Below are 19,282 nucleotides of genomic sequence, written 5' to 3' on the forward strand. Positions count from 1 at the left end.
GATAGCTGATAGCTGATAGCTAAAAACCTCAACAAACCGATTCTCGCTTGCGTGTAAACATACCTCATGCTTTAATTACACCGCTAAAAAAATAAGTACTCACCAAGGCTGGTGAGCAAGCGCAATATTTAAAATAATTTTGGGATTCTACAATGGCGTTAAGCTGTAAATCACTCGCAACTTCTCTCGTAATGCTAGCAATATCAGGGTGTACAATAGTACCCGGTAGCCACTTTGAAGGCATAGATTCAAGCGAACAAACATATAACCTTGAGCAAGATCTCGAAAAAGTAAACATTCAAATTATCGACTCGCAGCTTTTAAATAAGCAAAAGTTAGCGCAAGCGGCGGCTAAGCCTATTTCAAGCAGTGCTGGTGTTAATACCAGCGATTACGAATATAGAATTGGGGTCGGAGATACGTTAACAATTGGTGTTTGGGATCATCCAGAGCTTACAATACCAGCTGCCGTGCAACGCACCGCAGAGTTTGATGGCTTCCGCGTACAAAAAGACGGCACAATTACCTACGCGTATGCACCCAATATTCCTGCCGCAGGCCGAACCATTAGTCAAGTGCGCGACGACCTAGTAAAGCGCTTAAGCCGAGTGATAGAAAACCCACAAGTAGATGTAAAAGTTGTGGGCTTCAATAGCCAAAAAGCCTATGTAACAGGTGAGGTTAAGCAGCCTGGCGTTTACCCTGTAACCGAAATACCGCTTACCCTTATTGACGCGCTAAACCAAGCCGGTGGTTTAACAGAAGCTGCAGATTGGCGTACCGTTACCTTTACCCGTGGCGATAAAACAGAAGTTATTAAGCTTGATGATTTTTATGCCCACGGCGATATTTCGCAAAACCGTTTACTACAGCACGGTGATATAGTGCATGTAAGCCGTAACGATGCACAAAAAGTATTTGTACTAGGCGATGTAAAAAAAGCGGGGTCAGTAACCCTTAATCGCTATGGTTTAAACTTAGCCGAAGCATTAAGCGATTCGGGTGGCTTAAACGAAGCAACCGCCGATGCAAACGGCGTATTTGTATTGCGTAAAAGTAACGTAGAGCAAACAGGCTATATTGCAAACGTATACCAGCTACATGCAAAAAATATTGCAGCTATGGTATTAGCAGAGCAGTTTGAGCTAGAGCCAAGTGATATTGTTTATGTAACCTCGGCCCCACTGGCACGTTGGAACCGTGTAATAAGCTTATTATTACCATCAGTATCTACAGTTGATAACATTAACGATATTGACAACTAAAAGGTTTTTTAAAATGTTTGATTCAGTTTTAGTTGTATGTGCGGGTAACATATGCCGCAGCCCTACCGGTGAATATATATTAAAGCAAAAGCTTGAAGGTAAAAATATTAAAGTATCCTCGGCTGGGTTAACCGCACTTGAAGGCAAACCTGCCGATGCCACAGCAAAACAAATTGCACAGGCACATGGAGTAAATATGGATGCCCACCAAGGGCGCCAATTAACATCGGCTTTAGTGGCGCAAAACAGCGTTATTTTAGTAATGGAAGAACGCCATTTAAACGATGTACACGCCCGTTACCCAGAGGCACGTGGTAAAACTTTTTTACTCGGTAAGTGGATTAACAACGCCGAAATACCCGACCCATACCGCCAAAGCCAAGAGGCTTTTGAACACGTTTATACATTAATCGATAGCGCATGCAGCGCTTGGCAAAAGTATTTATAAGGAATGGCTAAATTAATGACTGCCCAGCCTAGTAATAAAAGTAAAAATACCGCACAAACCACTCAAGAACTCGACTTAATGGCACTAATTGGTACATTACTCGACCGTAAATATTTTATAGCAGGCATAACCGCATTATTTATGTTTGTAGGTGTGGTTTATGCTGTATTTAGCACACCGATTTACCAAGCAACCGCTATGATCCAAGTAGAAGATGGCGGCGCATCGGTCCCAGGATTTGACGATATGGCGGGTATGTTCGAAAGTACTTCAGCCGCAGTAACTGAAATAGAGCTCCTTAAATCACGAAGTGTCATTGGCGAGGCGGTAGATACACTAAAGCTTGATATAAAAGCTGAGCCTAAGCTCTTCCCTTTTATTGGTAATCGCGCTTATCGTAAATTTATGCCAATGAATGAGGGCGACCTAGCAGAGCCAAGCTTTGGTGCTAGCAGCTACGCTTGGGGCGGCGAAAGCATAAATATATTTAGGTTTGACGTACCACGCACAGCTATAAATCGAAAATTTACCCTTGTGGCACAAACAAATAATGGGGTGGCGCTTCTAAACGCTGATGGCAACCAAATACTCGCTGGTAAAGTAGGCGAGGAGCTAACTAACGGCAAATTTAACTTAACAGTACGCGAGCTTAACGCGCGCCCAGGTACAGAGTTTATAATTACTCGTAGAGATCGCCTAAATACAATACTTGATTTACAAGCAGCTATTGGTGCAAGCGAGAAAGGTAAAGACTCAGGCATAATTAATTTAAACCTGCAAAGCACAAAACCAAGTTATGCTGAAAAAGTACTTGATAAAGTGGCTGCTATTTATGTACGCCGGAATGTAGAGCGCAACAGTGCAGAGGCACAAAAGTCGCTCGAATTTTTAGAAGTACAATTACCTGAAATTAAAAAACAGCTTGAATATGCAGAACAACGCTTTAACGATTACCAAATAAAACGCCAATCAATAAATATAACACTTGAGACACAAGGCGTATTAGAGCAAGTAGTAAAGCTAGAAACCAAACTACAAGAGCTAAATTTAAAGCGCTTAGAACTTGGTCGTAAATTTAAAAAAAATCACCCTGCATATCAAGGTATTATTGAGCAAATTCAAGCGGTAGAAAGCCAAAAAAATGAACTAATTGGCGAGGTAGGTAGCCTGCCCGAAACTCAACAAGAGCTACTACGTTTAAAGCGCGATGTGGAGGTAAGTAACCAAATATACACTTTACTACTTAGCAAAACCCAAGAGCTCGACATAGTGCGTGCGGGCACCGTAGGTAATGTACGTGTAATAGACTACGCTGAGGTAAACACCAGTAAGCCGGTAAAACCTAAAAAAACATTAATAGTGGTTATGGCGACTATGTTAGGCGGCATGTTAAGTATTGCAATTGTAATAATACAAAAAGCAATACACAAAGGGGTAGAAGACCCAAGCGATATAGAAGCCCTAGGCATACCTGTTTACGCAAGTGTACCGCACTCAGACCACCAAGATAAGCTAACTGGCTTTGCAAAGGCACGTAAAAGTAAAACTGCAAAAGCAAAAACTATACTTGCGCTCGATAACCCCGCTGACCTTTCAATAGAGGCCTTACGCAGCTTACGTACAAGCTTACATTTTGCGATGATGGAAGCTAAAAACAATTTTATTGCTATATCAGGCCCAAGCCCTGGTGTGGGTAAGTCGTTTATATCGGTTAACTTAGCCTCGGTGCTTGCGCAAAGTGGTAAAAAAGTACTCATTATTGACGCCGATATGCGTAAAGGCTACTTACAAACTCAGTTTGGCCTCAAGTGGGATGATGGCCTGAGTGATTATTTATCGGGTCGTTTAAACTTAGCGCAAGTGACTAAAACAACCAAAGTAGAAGGGTTAAATGTAATTACCCGAGGGCAAATACCACCCAATCCATCAGAGCTGTTAATGCACTCAAACTTTAGTAAGTTGGTTGAAGAGGTTAGTGATACTTACGATATAGTAATTATAGATACCCCGCCAATACTTGCGGTAACCGACCCAGCAATAGTGAGCGCACATACGGGCACTACATTACTAGTTGCGCGCTTTGGCCAGAACCATTTACGTGAAATAGAACTAACGCGAGATCGTTTTGAGCAAAATGGTATAGACGTTAAAGGCTTGGTATTTAACGGAGTTGTTAAAAAAGCAAGTAATGCTTATGGGTACTATGGGTACTATAATTATGAATATAAAAGTAATCAATGATAAGTAATATTTGTTTTATATCGTAGTTTTCTGTGTAACAGGTTGATTATGATACTTACTTTATATCTCCTGACAGGTGTTGATTTATACTTAGTTAAAAGAGCTTTATAAATGTTTGAATTTGGTGTGTTATTTTTTAGTCTTTTGCTCTTATTTAACTTTGTTTTTTTTCTATTTATCTATGAGTCTAATAAACTAGCACATAGTGGATACAATAGAAATAACTTACTTTTAATTGGAGTTGCACTAAATTTATTTACCTTTATATTTTATTTAAATACCTTAGACTATAATTATAGTGACGACTATCTACAGTATATAAATTGGTTTAAAGAAGTCTCAGTTCTCAGCAGATTTGAAGATCTGCAACGAGAAAAAGATGTTGGCTTTTCATTCTTGCTATATCTTCTATCTAGGGTTTCTGTTTCTCCGATAATTTTTACTTTTCTATTAAGCATATTCATTATCACATTCGTACTTTGGATTTCTAAGTTTGCTAAGGGGGAAAGTGGGAAATTAGAAATCGTTTTTGTTCTTTTAACGATTATGTTATTGAATAGAATGGCATTAGAGCACTACTTCAATATAATAAGGTCATTCATATCAACAGCAATTCTAATATTTATAATTTTTAAATGTCTAGAAAGAAAATATCTGTGGCTTCTACTTATACCAGCTGTATTTTTTGTACATAAAATGCAATTTCTATTATTTTTCTCAGCTTTGTTTTTTGCTAAGTTATTGCCTTTACGTCTCATTTTACTTATTTTGATTACTGGTTTTTTAAATGTATATACTGGTATTAGCTCTAAAGTTATTGCTGCTGAATTAGTAAAATATGTTAGCGTTATAGCTGGTTTTTACTCAAATGCAGGTATTACTGGTGAGCTCGTATTTTCTACCTCCAAAAAAATTCAAGTCGGTGTTTATATAATAGTTCCCCTCTCATTTCTCTATCACTATGCTATAACTGGTTGGAAGTTTGCTGAATTAATAGAGTGTCGAGATGAGATCATTTTAAAATATATATTTATTGTTTCTAGTGCCTATTTTTTACTCGTATCGGTATTTCCAGTTGCTGATAGATTTACAGTAATTCTACTTCCACTTTTATATGTTATGTTTCTGAAATACGTTCCATGGAAAATTATATGGTTTTACGCAATTTTTATTATTGCTTTTAATTTTGTAGCTTTAATTAGGAACTCAGGGTATATCGGTGTTTAATAGCTACACTATTTTTTAAATACTGTAGTGTTAATTTATGAAAAGGTTCTATGAGCATATTATTAAAAATAAGAAGAAAGCTAGGTTCTATATACTTTTATAGCGCTTTAACTTCACTTATAGGAGCTATTTTATCGTTTATATATGTAAAGTACGCAGGTTATGAAGAGTTTGGTTTGTTTGTACTTTTAATGAGTATGGTAGGCGTTATGCTCGATATTGTGAGCTCTAGAACCAGTGAGGGCGTCACGTATTTTTCAAAACTTGAGCATGATAGAAAAAATGTTATTTTTTCTGGTTGTGTCTTCGATATTGCTATTGCAACCATTTTTACTTTGGTTATTTTTTTATTCTATTTCTATTATAATAAATTTGAAGCCCTTGTTAGTATAGATGGTCAAGCTGTTATACTATACGCGTTATATCCATTTACACGTATTTTATTTGGAACTACGCAAGGTCTATTAATAGCTGATGAAAAATATAATGTAGTTATAATTATTAACTTTATATCGTCGTTTATTAGGCTTTTTTCTACATTTTTTATTATTTATTACTCAGAGCTAAACCATACTAGTATTGCCCTTACCTATGCAATTTCAACTTTTGTGTTTTTTCCACTATTAATAAGAACATTGTATTTGAGTAGCTTTTGGGACTTAGCTAATAGAATAGTAGTACCTGGTTTTTTTTCATATTCGGTAAAAACGTTTTTATCTAGCTTAGTAAAAAGTGGTAATAAAAAAATAGATAATCTAATAATTGGTTTTTATATAGGGCCGGCATTTTTAGGTTTGTATGAACTGTGCAAAAAAATAGTTCTACCAATCACTTTTTTAGTAAATCCTCTATCTAATATTTACTTTCCTGCTTTTGTTACAAACTATGCAACAGGTAATTTTGAAAAAATAAAAAATGTAATTAAAAAGTCTTCTTTTTATATTTCAACATTGCAATTGATTTACGCATTCGTAACTGTTTTGGCTATTATTTATTTACCAATGGGTATTTTTGATGGTTATGAATTTGATGAGATAATATTTGTATATTTATCCGTTTTAATTAGCTTTTCATTTATACAGCATACATGGTGGTGTCGGCCTTTTTCTAACAGTGTAGATCCCAAATTGTCTCTCTATGTGAACTTATTAATGACGTTGGGCTACTTATGCATTGTACTTCCTTTGACAGCTTTTTATGGCAAAGATTTGTTTTTAATTTTAATACCGTTATTGAATTTGTTTTTATACCTATGTTGGTATGTATTATTAAATAGGAAATTAAATTTTGTTCACTAAAATATATAATCTAAAAAAAAGAATAGAGAACAAAATAACTGTGCTCGTAATAAGCCGGTGTGTTAGAAATAAAGGTAACCTCAAAATCTATGGAAGAGTGACTATAGAAAATCCAAAGAATTTAACACTTGGAAGAAATGTTACTATTAATGAAGGAGCTTATATAAATTGTAGGGATAAGGTCTATATTGGAAATAATGTCAGTATTTCAGCTGGTTGTAAAATATTAACTACTGGACTGGACTCCAATAGAATGCATACCAGTGCCTCTGTTAAAATTGGTGATAACTGTTGGTTGGGCGTAAATTCTGTCGTTCTACCCGGTGTGCAGCTTGCAAGTAAGTGTATCGTTGGGGCTTCTGCGGTTGTTACTAAAAGTGAAATTATTGAAGGTAGTACCCTTGTAGGTATACCCGCAAAAAATATAAGAAATGGGTGACCATATGATATCTAAAATTGGAGTTTCGTTATTCTTTATTAATTACTTTATTCAAAAAGTGCTTAGGTATAATAATAAATTTCCATATTTAATACATTTTACCTCTCGAGTTCGTTCACCAAAAAATATTATAGTTAATAAAAATGAATCTAACGCATTGTTTAGATGTTTTGCTGAGTCCCCGGGGGTTTATATACAGGCCCTCAATGGAGTAGAGCTCCATTCTTGCTTAAATATAGCGCCAGGGGTGAAGATTATTTCTTCTAACCATAACCCGGGTAACCTGGATGAACATTTAGATTCATCACCCATTAAAATCGGTAAAAATGTTTGGCTAGGCGCTAATGTTGTTATTTTACCAGGTGTCGAGCTTGGAGAAAACGTAACCATAGGTGCAGGTAGTGTTGTTACTAAATCAATTCCTTCAAACAGCATAGCTGTAGGTAATCCTTGTAAAGTGATAAAAAATGTTTGTAGTTAATATAATTAATTCAATAATTGGGAAGCCTGGGAATATAGGTTATAGGTTTTCTTATGTTCAAAAAGAGCAAATAGAAAAAAAGATTGATTATGTAACTATCGCCAGAGGTAATGTTTTAAAGCATACAAAAAGTATTTTTTCTTTAGGTATATTCTCTTTAATACCTAGAGGTCTGCATTATTTACGGCGCAACTATTTTAAACACTTGAATACTAGAAAAGCCGATATGCTTTTATTTGAATTCTTTTTCGTATTGCTACTGCCTTATATTTACTTTAAATCCCGAACGCATAGCGAAAAAGTAGCTTATGTAATTGAAATATCTCCTTTTATAGTAAAAACCCTAAAAAAAATGGGGTTTCGTATTGTGTTAGATATTCCTATTGCACCTAATAACTATGTAAAAAAGGCAATAGATAATTATCAAACGCAAGAGCTGGTCTACCATTCTTACTTGGATGAAAGGGAGCGCTTATGCTTTAAATTATCGGATCTAGTTTTAGTGCCTTCAGATTTTGTTTACAAAGAGGTTGTTGAATTAACTAATAAAGACAAGGTCGAGGTAATTCCCTTTGGCTCAGTACAGAAGCCTTTTCGAAACACCGCGGCAAAATTAGGTAAAAAACATGGACTAGATTTTGTGTTTGCTGGAAATGTTTCTTCTCGTAAAGGGGTAAACTTTTTACTAGATGCTTGGAATAGCCCTGAATTTTTAAATGATACATTGCATCTTTGTGGAAATGTTACGAAAGAGATTAAAAGTAAAGTCGCTACGCTAGAGCTGGGCAATATAGTTTTTCCTGGTTTTATTAATACTCAGGAATACTTTGAAAAATGTGATGTGTATGTTTTTCCATCTTTAATGGAAGGTTCTTCTAAGTCTGTTTATGAGGCGATGGCCAATAGCTTGCCCTGTATAGTTACGTACCAATCAGGGAGTGTTATTGAACACGAAGTTGATGGTTTAATTATAAATGCTTTTAATACAGATGAGCTTAAAAACGCAATGCTCCAAATTAAAAAAATGGATTTAGCTGAAATTTCAAAAAACGCATACGTTAAAAGTGAAAGCTACACTTGGGAAAAATATATAAAGCAAGTGATGAAGGCTTTAACTCATGAGTAATAAAAAAACAATCATTTTCTCCCGTAATTTCCCCTACAATCAAGGTGGGGCTGAAAATAGTCTTCTTGAAGAGCTGCTCAAAAGTAAAACAAGAATATCTTCAATATATTTTGCTCAACAAGCGAATCATAAATATGTAAGGGGAATTGAACAGCTATCTAGCGACTTAGTTGGATACAATGATTTTACTATTTTGAAGCGGTTTTTTTATTACGAGTATGTACTAAATATAAAAAATATTGAGAGAAAAATAGCGAGCTTAGACTTTGATAAAGTTGTTACACAAAACCGTTGGGCACCTGCTGTTGTAAATGCGGCTAACAACTTAGGTAAAGAGTCTGTCTATTTTTTAAGAGACGAAACATCACTTGGTGATATAAATAACTACTATAGCGGCTTAAAACGTTTAGCTCGTGACGTATATAAGGCAGTAGAGCTTCCTGGTATTTACAAGTTCAACTCAGATAACGAAAAAGCGTTAAATGAAGCTACAAAAGTAATAGCTAACTCCAATTATATGGCAGAGCGCCTTTGGGAAAAGTATAGAGTACAAGCTGATGTTATTTATCCAAAAGTTGACTTTGATTGCCTGAAAAAAAATTATAAGCAAGCTCAATATGAAAATACTATCTCTAATGACGGGATTGTATTGATAGGTGATACAAGAATCAAAGGTGTTGATACATTTTTAGAAATTGCTAAGAGTTTCCCCAACGAAAAATTTTATATTTTTGGTAAAAATAAAAACTTTATTTCACCGCTGAAAAACGTAACACACATGGGATGGTCTAATAATACTGCCTATCCATTCTCAAGAGCTAAAGTTGTTATTGTTCCTTCTATTTGGAATGAGGCTTTTGGAAGAGTTGCTGTAGAGGCGAACTTTTTAGACATACCTGTTTTGGTAAGTAATAAGGGAGGGTTGCCTGAAGCAGTAAACTATGAAGCTAAATTTATAGTAAACAGTTTTGACGATTTAAAAAATAAATTAAGGAAGTATGTTTAGCTAATGAATTTATATTACTGTTCTTTATACTACAAAAATAATCACGTTACGGGTGCAAATAAGCGTTTTGACGAAATTGGAATTAGGCTCCTGAAATCGAGTTCATTTAATTTAGTTTGTATAGTAACTTCAGGTAATAGGCCTACATGGTGCCCCAAGGAGAACTGTATTGAAATATCCGGTTTTAAGAGTAAATTGCAGCGCCTGAGGTCTTGGATAAATCTTTCTTTACTTTTATGGAGGTTACCAAAGGGCGTTCTTTATAACGACTTTCAGCCTAAACCTACCCTTTTCGTTTTAAAGCGCCATAAACATTTTCAACTAATTCATGATTTGAGAAATTTCGATAAATTTAAACGTGGTGGACTGGGTTTATTTAGTGCTTTTTTTCAGAAAACTCAACTTAAATACTCCGAGAATGTCGTATCTGTCAGTAATTATACGAGTGAACTGGTTGAGAGTTTATGTTCAAAAAGCCGTGAAAATATCATAACTTCTTACAATGGGGTATCTGGTAGTTATGAGGATGGCTTTAACAACAGAGAGATTGATTTACTCTATATTGCTACTTATGAAGAAAGAAAAAATCATATGAGGTTATTAGAGGCCATTAGTAGAGTTACATTTAGGAAATTGAAAATTGTTTTTGTAGGTTCTGATTTAGGGCTAATGAGTCAAGTTATTGATAAGGCCAACTCAGTTAGCGCTTCTGTTGGCCATAGTTTTGAGTTCTTAGATCAAATTTCGGAAGAACAGTTAAGTGATACCTACAAAAATAGTAAGATTTTTTGTTCGCCTTCGTTATACGAAGGTTTTGGAATGCCATTGATTGAAGCATATAAATATGGCTGTTTAGTTGTTTGCTCGGATATTAAAGTATTCAGAGAAGTTACACTAAATGAGGCTATTTATTTTGAACCTACAGATGTAGATGATATCAAGTCGACTTTAGAGTCCTCTTTTTTAAATCACGATAGCTTGCTAAATAGTGAGCATGCAAAAAAAGTAACTAATTATTTTTCTTGGGATGCTATAACAAAAAGGTTAATAAAGGATATAAATAGTAAATGAGGAAGCTACTCTATATAACTACTGTAAATGTAGCTGATAACTCTGCCCAGTCTTTACAAATAGTTTCAATGTGTTCTGCATTTAGTAAATTCAAAAATAATTTTAAACTTTATTGCTTTGGTGTGAATAAGTTAGAAGTACAAACTCAATATGATATTACTTCCCTTGACACTGGCGGTAATAAGTTGTTTAGAACATTAAGAATTTGTTTTTTTGTTTTAAAAGAAAATTCCAAAAAATATGATGTTTTCACCAGAGATTTATTAGTTGCATTGATATTCAGCCTTTTAAGAAAAAATGTTATTTGGGAGGCGCATCAAGGAACGAGTAAAGCAGCTAAAATTATACTAAAGTTACTAAGCTTGTTTAAAAATTTTAAGGTTTTAACTATTTCAGAGGCATTAAAGCAGGCCGATGAAATACCAATTTCAAAAAAGAGAATTTATTCTTACCATGATGGTTGTGAATTGAATTATCACCAAGTGAAGATACAAGAGCTTATCTTTGATAAAAAAACTGCTTTGTACACAGGGGCATTACACAAGGGGGAGGATGTGGATTCGTTGAGTCCTCTATTTAATAGCTTCCCTGATTGGGATTTTATATTTATAGGCGGTAAAGAGGCGGAAGTAGAAATTTATTCAAATCGCTATTCTTCATTTAAAAATGTAAAGTTTCTTGGTCGCATGCCTCATTCAGACGTGCTTAATTACCAGTTTTCTGCGGATGTATTGTTATTTCCGTTAACGAAAACTAACAAACTTTGGAAATATACTTCACCTCTTAAATTATTTGAATATATGAAGGCAGGTAAGCCGATCGTTGGGTCGAATATAGGCTCGGTATCTGAAATTTTAGACAAAAGTAATGGCTTTGTTTTTAACGAAAAGTTAGATTTAATTGATGCTTTTAATAGTTATTGCAGGGCATCCGATGAGGACATTAAGCACATGATAGAAAAAAATAAGAGCTTAATTGAAAATCGATATAATTGGGCTTCTCGCGCAAAGTTTATTATAGAGAAAATATTTGATGACAGGTAATAATTCTTTAGCAGTTGTGATTACTGCTAACACTAGCTGGTATCTATATAACTTTAGAAAGAATACTATTTTAGCTATTATTGCTGAAGGAAATGAGGTTTATGCCGTTGCACCTAAAGATGCTTATTCAAAAAAACTTGAAGAGTTAGGGTGTAAATTTGTCAATATTGAGATTGATAGTGGGGGCACCAACCCAATTAAGGATATAGGCACACTTTATAACTTTTATAAGATTTATAAAGATAGAAAAGTTGATGTTGTATTAAATTTTACTCCTAAAAATAATATATATAGCACGTTAGCAGCAAGAACCGCTGGTGTTAGAGTCATTAATAATATTGCAGGTTTAGGGACGCTATTCATCAACGAAAGTATCCCTTCTAAAATAGCAAGATTACTTTACAAATATAGCCAATCTAAAGCTGATTTTATTTTTTTTCAAAATGAAGATGACAGAGCTTTATTTAAATTTCATAAAATAGCCCAAAATGTAAAGTCGGATCGACTGCCGGGTTCTGGAGCTGATTTATCACGTTTTAATGTAACTCATGCTCCTGATGATGGTATTGTTAGGTTTTTGCTTATTGCTCGTATGCTCTTTGATAAAGGCATAGGACAATATGTTGAAGCTGCAAGAGCTCTTAAAGACAAATACGGTAATAGCGTAGAGTTTAGGTTACTCGGTTTTTTAGATGTTGATAACCCCTCCGCTGTCTCGAAAGAGCAAATGACAGAGTGGGTAAATGAAGGCGTAGTTAATTATCTTGGGACTTCTGATAATGTTGAGGCTGAAATAGCACAGGTAGACTGTATGGTACTACCTTCCTACTACCGTGAAGGTGTGCCAAAGTCATTACTTGAGGCTGGGGCTATGGGTAAACCAATAGTTACTACTGATAATGTGGGCTGCCGAGAAACTGTTGATGATGGATACAATGGCTTTATCTGTAAACCAAAAAGTAGCAAGAGCTTAGAGTTTTCATTAGATAAAATTATTACACTTAGCCATGATGAACGATTAAAGCTAGGCAATAACAGTCGTTTAAAAATGGAGAGTGAATTTGATGAAAAAATTGTAATTGAAAAGTATCTAAAAGCAATTAAGCGATAACTTTTTGCATTAACTTTACACATCCAATAAACACAAGCGAAAATTAATATGATCTTACCTGTAATTATGGCGGGTGGCTCTGGCACTCGACTTTGGCCGCTTTCACGAGGCAATTATCCAAAACAGTTTTTAACTTTAAGCGGCGAGCAGTCAATGTTACAAAGTACTTTGACTCGTCTGAGTGGCTTGAGTCATGCACCTGCAATCTTAATATGTAACGAAGAGCACCGTTTTATAGCAGCAGAGCAGGTTCGTCAATTAGGTGTAGAACACAGCGGAATTTTTTTAGAGCCTGTAGGGCGTAATACAGCTCCAGCCATTGCACTTTCAGCTTTTAAAGCATTAGAAAATGGTGAAGATCCATTGTTACTTATACTTGCTGCGGACCATGTTATTAATGATACAGGTGCTTTTCAGCAAGGTGTAAATCAAGCTGCAGCGCTTGCTGAACAGGGTAAGTTGGTGACCTTTGGTATTGTGGGTAATAAACCCGAAACAGGCTATGGCTATATTAAGCGCGGTGAGCAGTATCAAACAGGGTTTTTGGTCGAACGTTTTGTAGAAAAACCGAATGAAACCACAGCACAAGACTATATTAAAAGCGGTGATTACTACTGGAATAGCGGTATGTTTTTGTTTAAAGCAAGTCGTTACCTAGAGGAACTAAATGCATTCCGCCCAGATATATATGCTGCGTGCAAAAAAGCGATGCAGGTACAAAATGATGATATGGATTTTATACGTGTAGATAAAGTCGCGTTTGAAGCATGCCCAGACGAATCGATAGACTATGCTGTCATGGAACAAACCAAAGATGCTGTTGTTGTGCCTATGGATGCCGGCTGGAGTGATGTGGGTGGTTTTACTGCCTTGTGGGAAGTATCAGCACAAGATGAAAATGGTAACGCGTTTAAAGGTGATGTAAAAGCCGTTGATACAAAAAATACCTTGGTGTTTGGCGAAGATAAACTTGTTGCTACTGTTGGCGTAGAGGATTTAGTGATTGTTAATACAAAAGATGCGGTGCTAGTTGCTCATAAAAGTATGTCTCAGCATGTAAAAGCTATCGTACAACAATTAAAAGATGAGCAGCGTTCAGAGGCTAAATTACATAGAGAAGTTTACCGCCCATGGGGTAAATATGACTCTGTTGATAATGGCGAGCGTTTTCAAGTTAAGCGTATCACAGTTAAGCCGGGGGCAAAATTGTCTGTGCAAATGCACCACCACCGAGCAGAGCACTGGATTGTGGTTTCGGGTACGGCCAAGGTACATATTGATGGTGCAGAGCAATTTGTTACTGAAAACGAGTCGGTTTATATTCCTATCACCGCGGTACACGCTCTAGAAAATCCGGGTAAGGTTGATTTAGAGTTAATTGAAGTTCAGTCAGGCTCTTACCTTGGGGAAGACGACATAGTACGTTTTGAAGATCGTTATGGACGAGTGAAATAAGCAAAGGTTTGAGTTAAAAGTCGTCAGACAACAGATATTAGTGATCAGGTGTCAAGTATGTAGTTAGTACAATTTTCTGTTGGCTGCATACATATATAGAATTAATAAGTAGGTTTTTTATGGGTAGCCAGTTAGTTTGCTCTGAGATCATTGTAAATAGTGGTGTTGCATTTGGAACAAGTGGTGCACGAGGTTTGGTGAATGATTTTACGCCAGATGTATGTGCTGCATTTGCCATCGCGTTTGTAAAATCAATTGATAATGAATTTAGCTTTAATACTGTTGCATTGGCAATAGACAATCGCCCAAGTAGTTACGCTATGGCACAAGCCTGTGCGCAAGGCTTAAAACAACTTAATATTGATACCGTTTATTATGGTGTAGTACCAACGCCCGCACTGGCTTATAAAGCAATGCAAGATGCGATGCCATGTATAATGATTACTGGCAGCCACATTCCTTTTGACCGCAATGGCTTAAAATTTTACCGCCCAGATGGTGAAATAACAAAAGATGATGAGCAGGCTATTTTACATAATGATGTGTCTTTTACGCCGTTGGCTGAGTTATCAGTATTAGCAGTCAGTAATGCTGCAGAGCTGGCGTATATAAATCGTTATGCAGCGCTATTTAATAACGATGCACTCTCGGGTAAAAAAATAGGTATATATGAACACTCAAGCGCAGGGCGTGATATATATAAATCATTATTTGAAAGCTTAGGGGCAGAAGTAACGAGCTTAGAAAGAAGTGACACCTTTGTGCCTATAGACACTGAAGCCGTGTCGGATGAGGACAAGAAAAAAGCCCGTGACTGGTCGAAAGCGTATGGTTTTGATGCGATATTTTCAACAGATGGCGATGGAGACCGCCCATTATTGGCAGATGAGAATGGTGAGTGGCTGCGAGGCGATATCCTAGGGTTATTATGCAGTCAGTTCTTGAGCATACACGCATTAGCAGTGCCAGTAAGTTGTAATACAGCGATAGAGAAGTCAGGCTGTTTTAAACATGTTGTGCGTACCAAAATTGGTTCCCCCTATGTAATCGCGGAGTTTGCTGATTTAAATCGTAAGTATAAAAATGTAGCTGGGTTTGAAGCAAATGGTGGGTATTTATTGGGCAGTGAGGTAACGTTAAATGGTAAGTTGTTAAGCACGCTTCCTACAAGAGATGCTCTATTGCCTGCATTTATGTTACTAATTCAACAACAAAGTATTTCGGAGTTACTTTCGGAGCTGCCACAACGTTTTACTGCAAGTGATCGTTTGCAAAATTTTTCCAGAGGGAAAAGCGTATCTTTAATTAATAAACTTAAAAATGATGCAGCACCATTTTTAAAAAAGCTGGGCATAGAAGGTGAGTATGAAATTAATACAATAGACGGTTTACGTATAACTTTGAGTAACGATGATGTAGTCCATTTGCGTCCATCAGGTAACGCGCCTGAACTAAGGTGTTATGCGGAAGCTAAAAGTACTGCTCAGGCATTAGGCTATGTACAATCAGTGCTGAAGTTAATTGCGGCCTAATTTATTATTCATTTTTGATAAAGTAGTTTGAATAAGGATAATGATGTTTATCGATTTACTACTCACCTTTTTTATTTCATTTGCGGTGTTATTTTTAATGCGCAAAGTTGCTCGAAATATAGGGCTAGTGGATAAGCCATCCGGCAGGAAAGTGCATACAGGGAATATCCCATTAGTGGGTGGAGTAGCAATTTGTATAACTATTGTAAATTACATTTACACGCATCCAGACATGATTAATCATGCTAATTTATATATGTGCAGTATTATTGGCTTAACGGCCGTTGGTGCATTAGATGACCGTTTTGATTTAAGTGTAAAAATGCGTATGCTTGTTCAAACTATTATATCGGTAGCGATGATTTATTTTGCTAAAGCTGAATTAGTTACATTGGGAAATATACTAGGGTTTGGTGAAATAGCGTTAAGCTATGGCTACGTAGGGGGCTTTATTACCGTAATTGCCGTTATAGGTTGTATTAACGCTTTCAATATGGTTGATGGTATAGATGGCTTGTTGGGTGGCTTATCGGTAGTCACCTTTGGTGCAATTGGTATTTTATTAAACTTGGCTAATGAGCAGAGCTTAAGCTACTTATGTTTACTATTAGTTGTATGTATGCTCCCCTATATTGTTATGAACTTAGGCCTAATTGGGCGTGAGCGTAAAGTGTTTATGGGGGACGCAGGCAGCATGATGATTGGCTTTACCGTAATTTGGCTATTAATTGGTGCAAGCCAAACACCCGGTAACCCGATGATACGCCCTGTAACCGCATTATGGGTAATAGCTCTGCCACTGATGGATATGGCTGCAATTATGATACGCCGTATAAAGCAAGGTAAGTCTCCTTTTAAGCCCGACCGTGAGCACTTACACCATATTTGTCAACGTTTAGGCTGCTCGCCAACACAAACGCTTATTTTAATATGTTGTATTGCATCTGTATTTGCAGCGGTCGGGATAATAGGCGAAATTTTTGCTATCCCTGAATTCTTAATGTTTTACAGCTTTATAGTTATGTTTGCAATTTACTTAGTTATTTTAATTAACTACTGCAAAATTATTAACTTTTTTAGACGCAAGTTAGACTTACCAGAAAAACAATATTCGGCCGGTAAATAAGAGCAAACTTAAATATAATACCTAATGCTATACAACTCTGATAAAATTATATTTATTGATCACTAACTAAATCTTAAAGGATTAACATGAAAATTGCCGTGGTAGGTACAGGCTATGTAGGCCTTTCGAACGCTATGCTTTTGTCGCAACACAATGAAGTAGTTGCACTTGATATAGACGAGCAAAAAATTGCATTATTAAACAATAAGCAGTCACCTATTGTTGATACTGAAATAAGTGAGTTTTTAACGCGTGTTGATTTAAACTTTACAGCAACTACCGACAAAGCTGCCGCTTATAAAGATGCTGATTACGTAATTATAGCAACACCGACTGACTACGATGTTGAAAACAATTACTTTAATACCAGCTCTGTTGAAGCAGTAATTAAAGATACGATGGCGCATAACCCTAATGCGGTTATGGTGATTAAGTCGACTATTCCGGTTGGCTTTACGGCCGATATTAAAAAGCAACTTAACGCTGAAAATTTAATATTTTCGCCAGAGTTTTTACGTGAAGGCAAAGCCCTTTACGATAACTTATACCCATCACGTATAGTTGTAGGTGAGCAAAGCGAGCGCGCAAGCATTTTTGCTAACTTACTTAAGCAAGGTGCAATTAAGCAAGATGTTGAAGTGTTATTTACCGATTCAACAGAAGCTGAAGCTATTAAGTTATTTTCTAACACTTATCTTGCAATGCGTGTTGCTTATTTTAATGAGCTTGATAGCTACGCAGAAGCGCATGGCTTAAACAGCAAGCAAATTATACAAGGCGTAGGCCTAGACCCTCGTATTGGCAGCCACTATAACAACCCGTCGTTTGGTTACGGTGGCTACTGCTTACCAAAAGACACCAAGCAACTACGTGCTAATTACCAAGATGTACCAAACAATATTATTGGCGCGATTGTAGATGCAAACACCACTCGTAAAGACTTTATCGCAGACTCAATTATTAAACGCAGCCCTAAAATTGTAGGAGTGTATCGCTTAGTAATGAAAACAGGGTCTGATAACTTTAGAGCCTCTGCAATCCAGGGCATAATGAAGCGTATTAAAGCCAAGGGTATTGAGGTTGTTGTATTTGAGCCAGTGCTTGAAGAAAACGAGTTTTATCACTCACGCGTTATAAAAGACTTAAATGAGTTTAAGCAGATATCGGATGTAGTGGTCTCTAACCGCATGGTTGAAGAGCTTAGCGACATTGCGGATAAAGTATATACACGCGATTTATTTGGTAGTGATTGATTAGATAATAGCTGTTAGCTGTTAGCTGTTAGCTGTTAGCTGTTAGCTGATAGCTATTACTTTCCCAAACTTAGGAATTTTATGAAGTATTTAGTTACAGGTGCTGCGGGCTTTATTGGTGCTGCAACGTGCCAAAAATTATTGGCTGCGGGCCATGTAGTTGTTGGTATAGATAATCTAAACGATTATTACGATGTAAATCTAAAACTAGCTCGGTTAGCGCAGTTTGAAAACCACGATAACTTTACGTTTATTAAGCTTGATATAAGCGAACGTGCAGCAATGAGTAAGTTATTTGCTGCAGAGCAGTTTGATAAAGTAATACACTTAGCTGCGCAAGCGGGTGTACGCTATTCAATAGAAAACCCAGATGCCTATGCCGACTCTAACCTTGTAGGGCACTTAAATGTGCTTGAAGGGTGTAGGCATAACCATGTTAAGCACCTAGTTTATGCATCATCAAGTTCTGTTTATGGCCTAAACGAAAAAACGCCGTTTGAAACAACCGATAGTGTTGATCATCCTGTTTCGTTTTATGCCGCAACCAAAAAAGCAAATGAGCTAATGGCACACAGCTATTCGCATTTATATAGCTTGCCGACCACTGGACTGCGCTTTTTTACGGTTTATGGCCCGTGGGGTCGCCCAGACATGGCGCCGTATATTTTTACTAAAAAAATACTCGACGGCGATACCATTGATATAAACAACAATGGTGATATGTGGCGCGACTTTACCTACATAGACGATATTGTAGAAGGTGTTGTACGCGCTGCTGATGTTATACCTACAGCAAACCCAGATTGGCGAGTAGAAAGCGGGTCGCCTGCTACAAGCTCTGCCCCTTACGCTGTTTATAATATTGGCCACGGAAGCCCAATAAACCTAATGAAGTTTATTGAAGCAATTGAGACCGAGCTAGGTACCGAGGCAAATAAAAACTTCCGCGAAATGCAAGCAGGCGATGTTTATAAAACATATGCCGACACGCAAGATTTATTTAATGCGACTGGCTATAAAGCTCAAGTAGACGTTAAACAAGGCGTTAGCGAGCTAATTAAATGGTATAAAAACTTTTATAAGTAAGCTTTATAGCGAAATAAACACTGCTTTTTTAAAAGCAGTGTTTATTCTTTGATAGCTAAAAGCTAAAAGCTAAA

17 protein-coding genes are annotated in these 19,282 nt (G+C 36.6%); all 17 read left to right on the forward strand.

From position 1 onward, the window contains the following. The first annotated feature begins 152 nt into the window (after positions 1-152). The 17 genes from CWC17_RS16525 to CWC17_RS16605 all read left to right on the forward strand — a co-directional run bounded on the left by CWC17_RS16525 (position 153) and on the right by CWC17_RS16605 (position 19,208). A complete protein-coding gene (locus CWC17_RS16525; protein WP_138614084.1) occupies positions 153-1,265 on the forward strand; it encodes a polysaccharide export protein in 1,113 nt (370 codons plus the stop codon). 13 nt (positions 1,266-1,278) lie between these two features. Beyond that, on the forward strand, positions 1,279-1,713 hold the full coding sequence (locus CWC17_RS16530; RefSeq protein WP_138614086.1) for a low molecular weight protein-tyrosine-phosphatase: 435 nt from the start codon (positions 1,279-1,281) through the stop codon (positions 1,711-1,713). Between the two features lie 15 nt (positions 1,714-1,728). Next, complete coding sequence (locus tag CWC17_RS16535; protein WP_138614088.1) at positions 1,729-3,954, forward strand: polysaccharide biosynthesis tyrosine autokinase; 2,226 nt, start codon at positions 1,729-1,731, stop codon at positions 3,952-3,954. A gap of 111 nt (positions 3,955-4,065) precedes the next feature. Further along, on the forward strand, positions 4,066-5,181 hold the full coding sequence (locus tag CWC17_RS16540; protein ID WP_138614090.1) for an EpsG family protein: 1,116 nt from the start codon (positions 4,066-4,068) through the stop codon (positions 5,179-5,181). A 50-nt stretch (positions 5,182-5,231) separates the two neighbouring features. Beyond that, entirely contained in the window at positions 5,232-6,479 is a 1,248-nt protein-coding gene (locus CWC17_RS16545; RefSeq protein WP_138614092.1) for a lipopolysaccharide biosynthesis protein, read from the forward strand. Next, complete coding sequence (locus CWC17_RS19450) at positions 6,469-6,918, forward strand: acyltransferase (RefSeq protein ID WP_212750653.1); 450 nt, start codon at positions 6,469-6,471, stop codon at positions 6,916-6,918. Before CWC17_RS16545 ends, CWC17_RS19450 begins: the two co-directional genes overlap by 11 nt. A gap of 4 nt (positions 6,919-6,922) precedes the next feature. Then, a complete protein-coding gene (locus CWC17_RS16555; RefSeq protein WP_138614094.1) occupies positions 6,923-7,399 on the forward strand; it encodes a DapH/DapD/GlmU-related protein in 477 nt (158 codons plus the stop codon). Continuing rightward, on the forward strand, positions 7,386-8,525 hold the full coding sequence (locus CWC17_RS16560) for a glycosyltransferase family 4 protein (RefSeq protein WP_138614096.1): 1,140 nt from the start codon (positions 7,386-7,388) through the stop codon (positions 8,523-8,525). The genes CWC17_RS16555 and CWC17_RS16560 overlap by 14 nt, the downstream gene beginning before the upstream one ends. Further along, positions 8,518-9,531 (forward strand): glycosyltransferase family 4 protein, encoded by a 1,014-nt coding sequence (locus CWC17_RS16565; RefSeq protein ID WP_138614098.1) that lies wholly within the window; start codon positions 8,518-8,520, stop codon positions 9,529-9,531. Before CWC17_RS16560 ends, CWC17_RS16565 begins: the two co-directional genes overlap by 8 nt. Positions 9,532-9,534: 3 nt before the next feature. After that, positions 9,535-10,602, forward strand: a complete 1,068-nt coding sequence (locus CWC17_RS16570) for a glycosyltransferase (RefSeq protein WP_138614100.1) — start codon at positions 9,535-9,537, stop codon at positions 10,600-10,602. Then, entirely contained in the window at positions 10,599-11,645 is a 1,047-nt protein-coding gene (locus CWC17_RS16575) for a glycosyltransferase (RefSeq protein ID WP_138614102.1), read from the forward strand. The genes CWC17_RS16570 and CWC17_RS16575 overlap by 4 nt, the downstream gene beginning before the upstream one ends. Continuing rightward, positions 11,635-12,756, forward strand: coding sequence for a glycosyltransferase family 4 protein (locus CWC17_RS16580; RefSeq protein ID WP_138614104.1), 1,122 nt, complete (start codon positions 11,635-11,637; stop codon positions 12,754-12,756). Before CWC17_RS16575 ends, CWC17_RS16580 begins: the two co-directional genes overlap by 11 nt. A 48-nt stretch (positions 12,757-12,804) precedes the next feature. After that, positions 12,805-14,211 carry a mannose-1-phosphate guanylyltransferase/mannose-6-phosphate isomerase gene (locus CWC17_RS16585; protein WP_138614106.1) on the forward strand — a complete coding sequence of 469 codons (1,407 nt, stop codon included), beginning with the start codon at positions 12,805-12,807 and terminating at the stop codon, positions 14,209-14,211. A 119-nt stretch (positions 14,212-14,330) separates the two neighbouring features. Then, on the forward strand, positions 14,331-15,743 hold the full coding sequence (locus tag CWC17_RS16590) for a phosphomannomutase (RefSeq protein WP_138614107.1): 1,413 nt from the start codon (positions 14,331-14,333) through the stop codon (positions 15,741-15,743). A gap of 43 nt (positions 15,744-15,786) precedes the next feature. After that, on the forward strand, positions 15,787-16,869 hold the full coding sequence (gene wecA / locus CWC17_RS16595) for a UDP-N-acetylglucosamine--undecaprenyl-phosphate N-acetylglucosaminephosphotransferase (RefSeq protein ID WP_138614109.1): 1,083 nt from the start codon (positions 15,787-15,789) through the stop codon (positions 16,867-16,869). Between the two features lie 86 nt (positions 16,870-16,955). After that, positions 16,956-18,122 carry a nucleotide sugar dehydrogenase gene (locus CWC17_RS16600; RefSeq protein WP_138614111.1) on the forward strand — a complete coding sequence of 389 codons (1,167 nt, stop codon included), beginning with the start codon at positions 16,956-16,958 and terminating at the stop codon, positions 18,120-18,122. Between the two features lie 81 nt (positions 18,123-18,203). Then, positions 18,204-19,208 (forward strand): NAD-dependent epimerase, encoded by a 1,005-nt coding sequence (locus CWC17_RS16605; protein WP_055018883.1) that lies wholly within the window; start codon positions 18,204-18,206, stop codon positions 19,206-19,208. Positions 19,209-19,282 lie beyond the last annotated feature (74 nt).

The sequence above is a fragment of the Pseudoalteromonas sp. S3785 genome, assembly GCF_005887365.1.
In the GTDB taxonomy this organism is placed as follows: Bacteria; Pseudomonadota; Gammaproteobacteria; order Enterobacterales; family Alteromonadaceae; genus Pseudoalteromonas.

Coding starts and splice junctions, on each gene's coding strand:
- CWC17_RS16525 (WP_138614084.1), top strand. CDS start 153: ATGGCGTTAAGCTGTAAATCACTCGCAACTTCTCTCGTAATGCTAGCA.
- CWC17_RS16530 (WP_138614086.1), top strand. CDS start 1,279: ATGTTTGATTCAGTTTTAGTTGTATGTGCGGGTAACATATGCCGCAGC.
- CWC17_RS16535 (WP_138614088.1), top strand. CDS start 1,729: ATGACTGCCCAGCCTAGTAATAAAAGTAAAAATACCGCACAAACCACT.
- CWC17_RS16540 (WP_138614090.1), top strand. CDS start 4,066: ATGTTTGAATTTGGTGTGTTATTTTTTAGTCTTTTGCTCTTATTTAAC.
- CWC17_RS16545 (WP_138614092.1), top strand. CDS start 5,232: ATGAGCATATTATTAAAAATAAGAAGAAAGCTAGGTTCTATATACTTT.
- CWC17_RS16555 (WP_138614094.1), top strand. CDS start 6,923: ATGATATCTAAAATTGGAGTTTCGTTATTCTTTATTAATTACTTTATT.
- CWC17_RS16560 (WP_138614096.1), top strand. CDS start 7,386: ATGTTTGTAGTTAATATAATTAATTCAATAATTGGGAAGCCTGGGAAT.
- CWC17_RS16565 (WP_138614098.1), top strand. CDS start 8,518: ATGAGTAATAAAAAAACAATCATTTTCTCCCGTAATTTCCCCTACAAT.
- CWC17_RS16570 (WP_138614100.1), top strand. CDS start 9,535: ATGAATTTATATTACTGTTCTTTATACTACAAAAATAATCACGTTACG.
- CWC17_RS16575 (WP_138614102.1), top strand. CDS start 10,599: ATGAGGAAGCTACTCTATATAACTACTGTAAATGTAGCTGATAACTCT.
- CWC17_RS16580 (WP_138614104.1), top strand. CDS start 11,635: ATGACAGGTAATAATTCTTTAGCAGTTGTGATTACTGCTAACACTAGC.
- CWC17_RS16585 (WP_138614106.1), top strand. CDS start 12,805: ATGATCTTACCTGTAATTATGGCGGGTGGCTCTGGCACTCGACTTTGG.
- CWC17_RS16590 (WP_138614107.1), top strand. CDS start 14,331: ATGGGTAGCCAGTTAGTTTGCTCTGAGATCATTGTAAATAGTGGTGTT.
- wecA (WP_138614109.1), top strand. CDS start 15,787: ATGTTTATCGATTTACTACTCACCTTTTTTATTTCATTTGCGGTGTTA.
- CWC17_RS16600 (WP_138614111.1), top strand. CDS start 16,956: ATGAAAATTGCCGTGGTAGGTACAGGCTATGTAGGCCTTTCGAACGCT.
- CWC17_RS16605 (WP_055018883.1), top strand. CDS start 18,204: ATGAAGTATTTAGTTACAGGTGCTGCGGGCTTTATTGGTGCTGCAACG.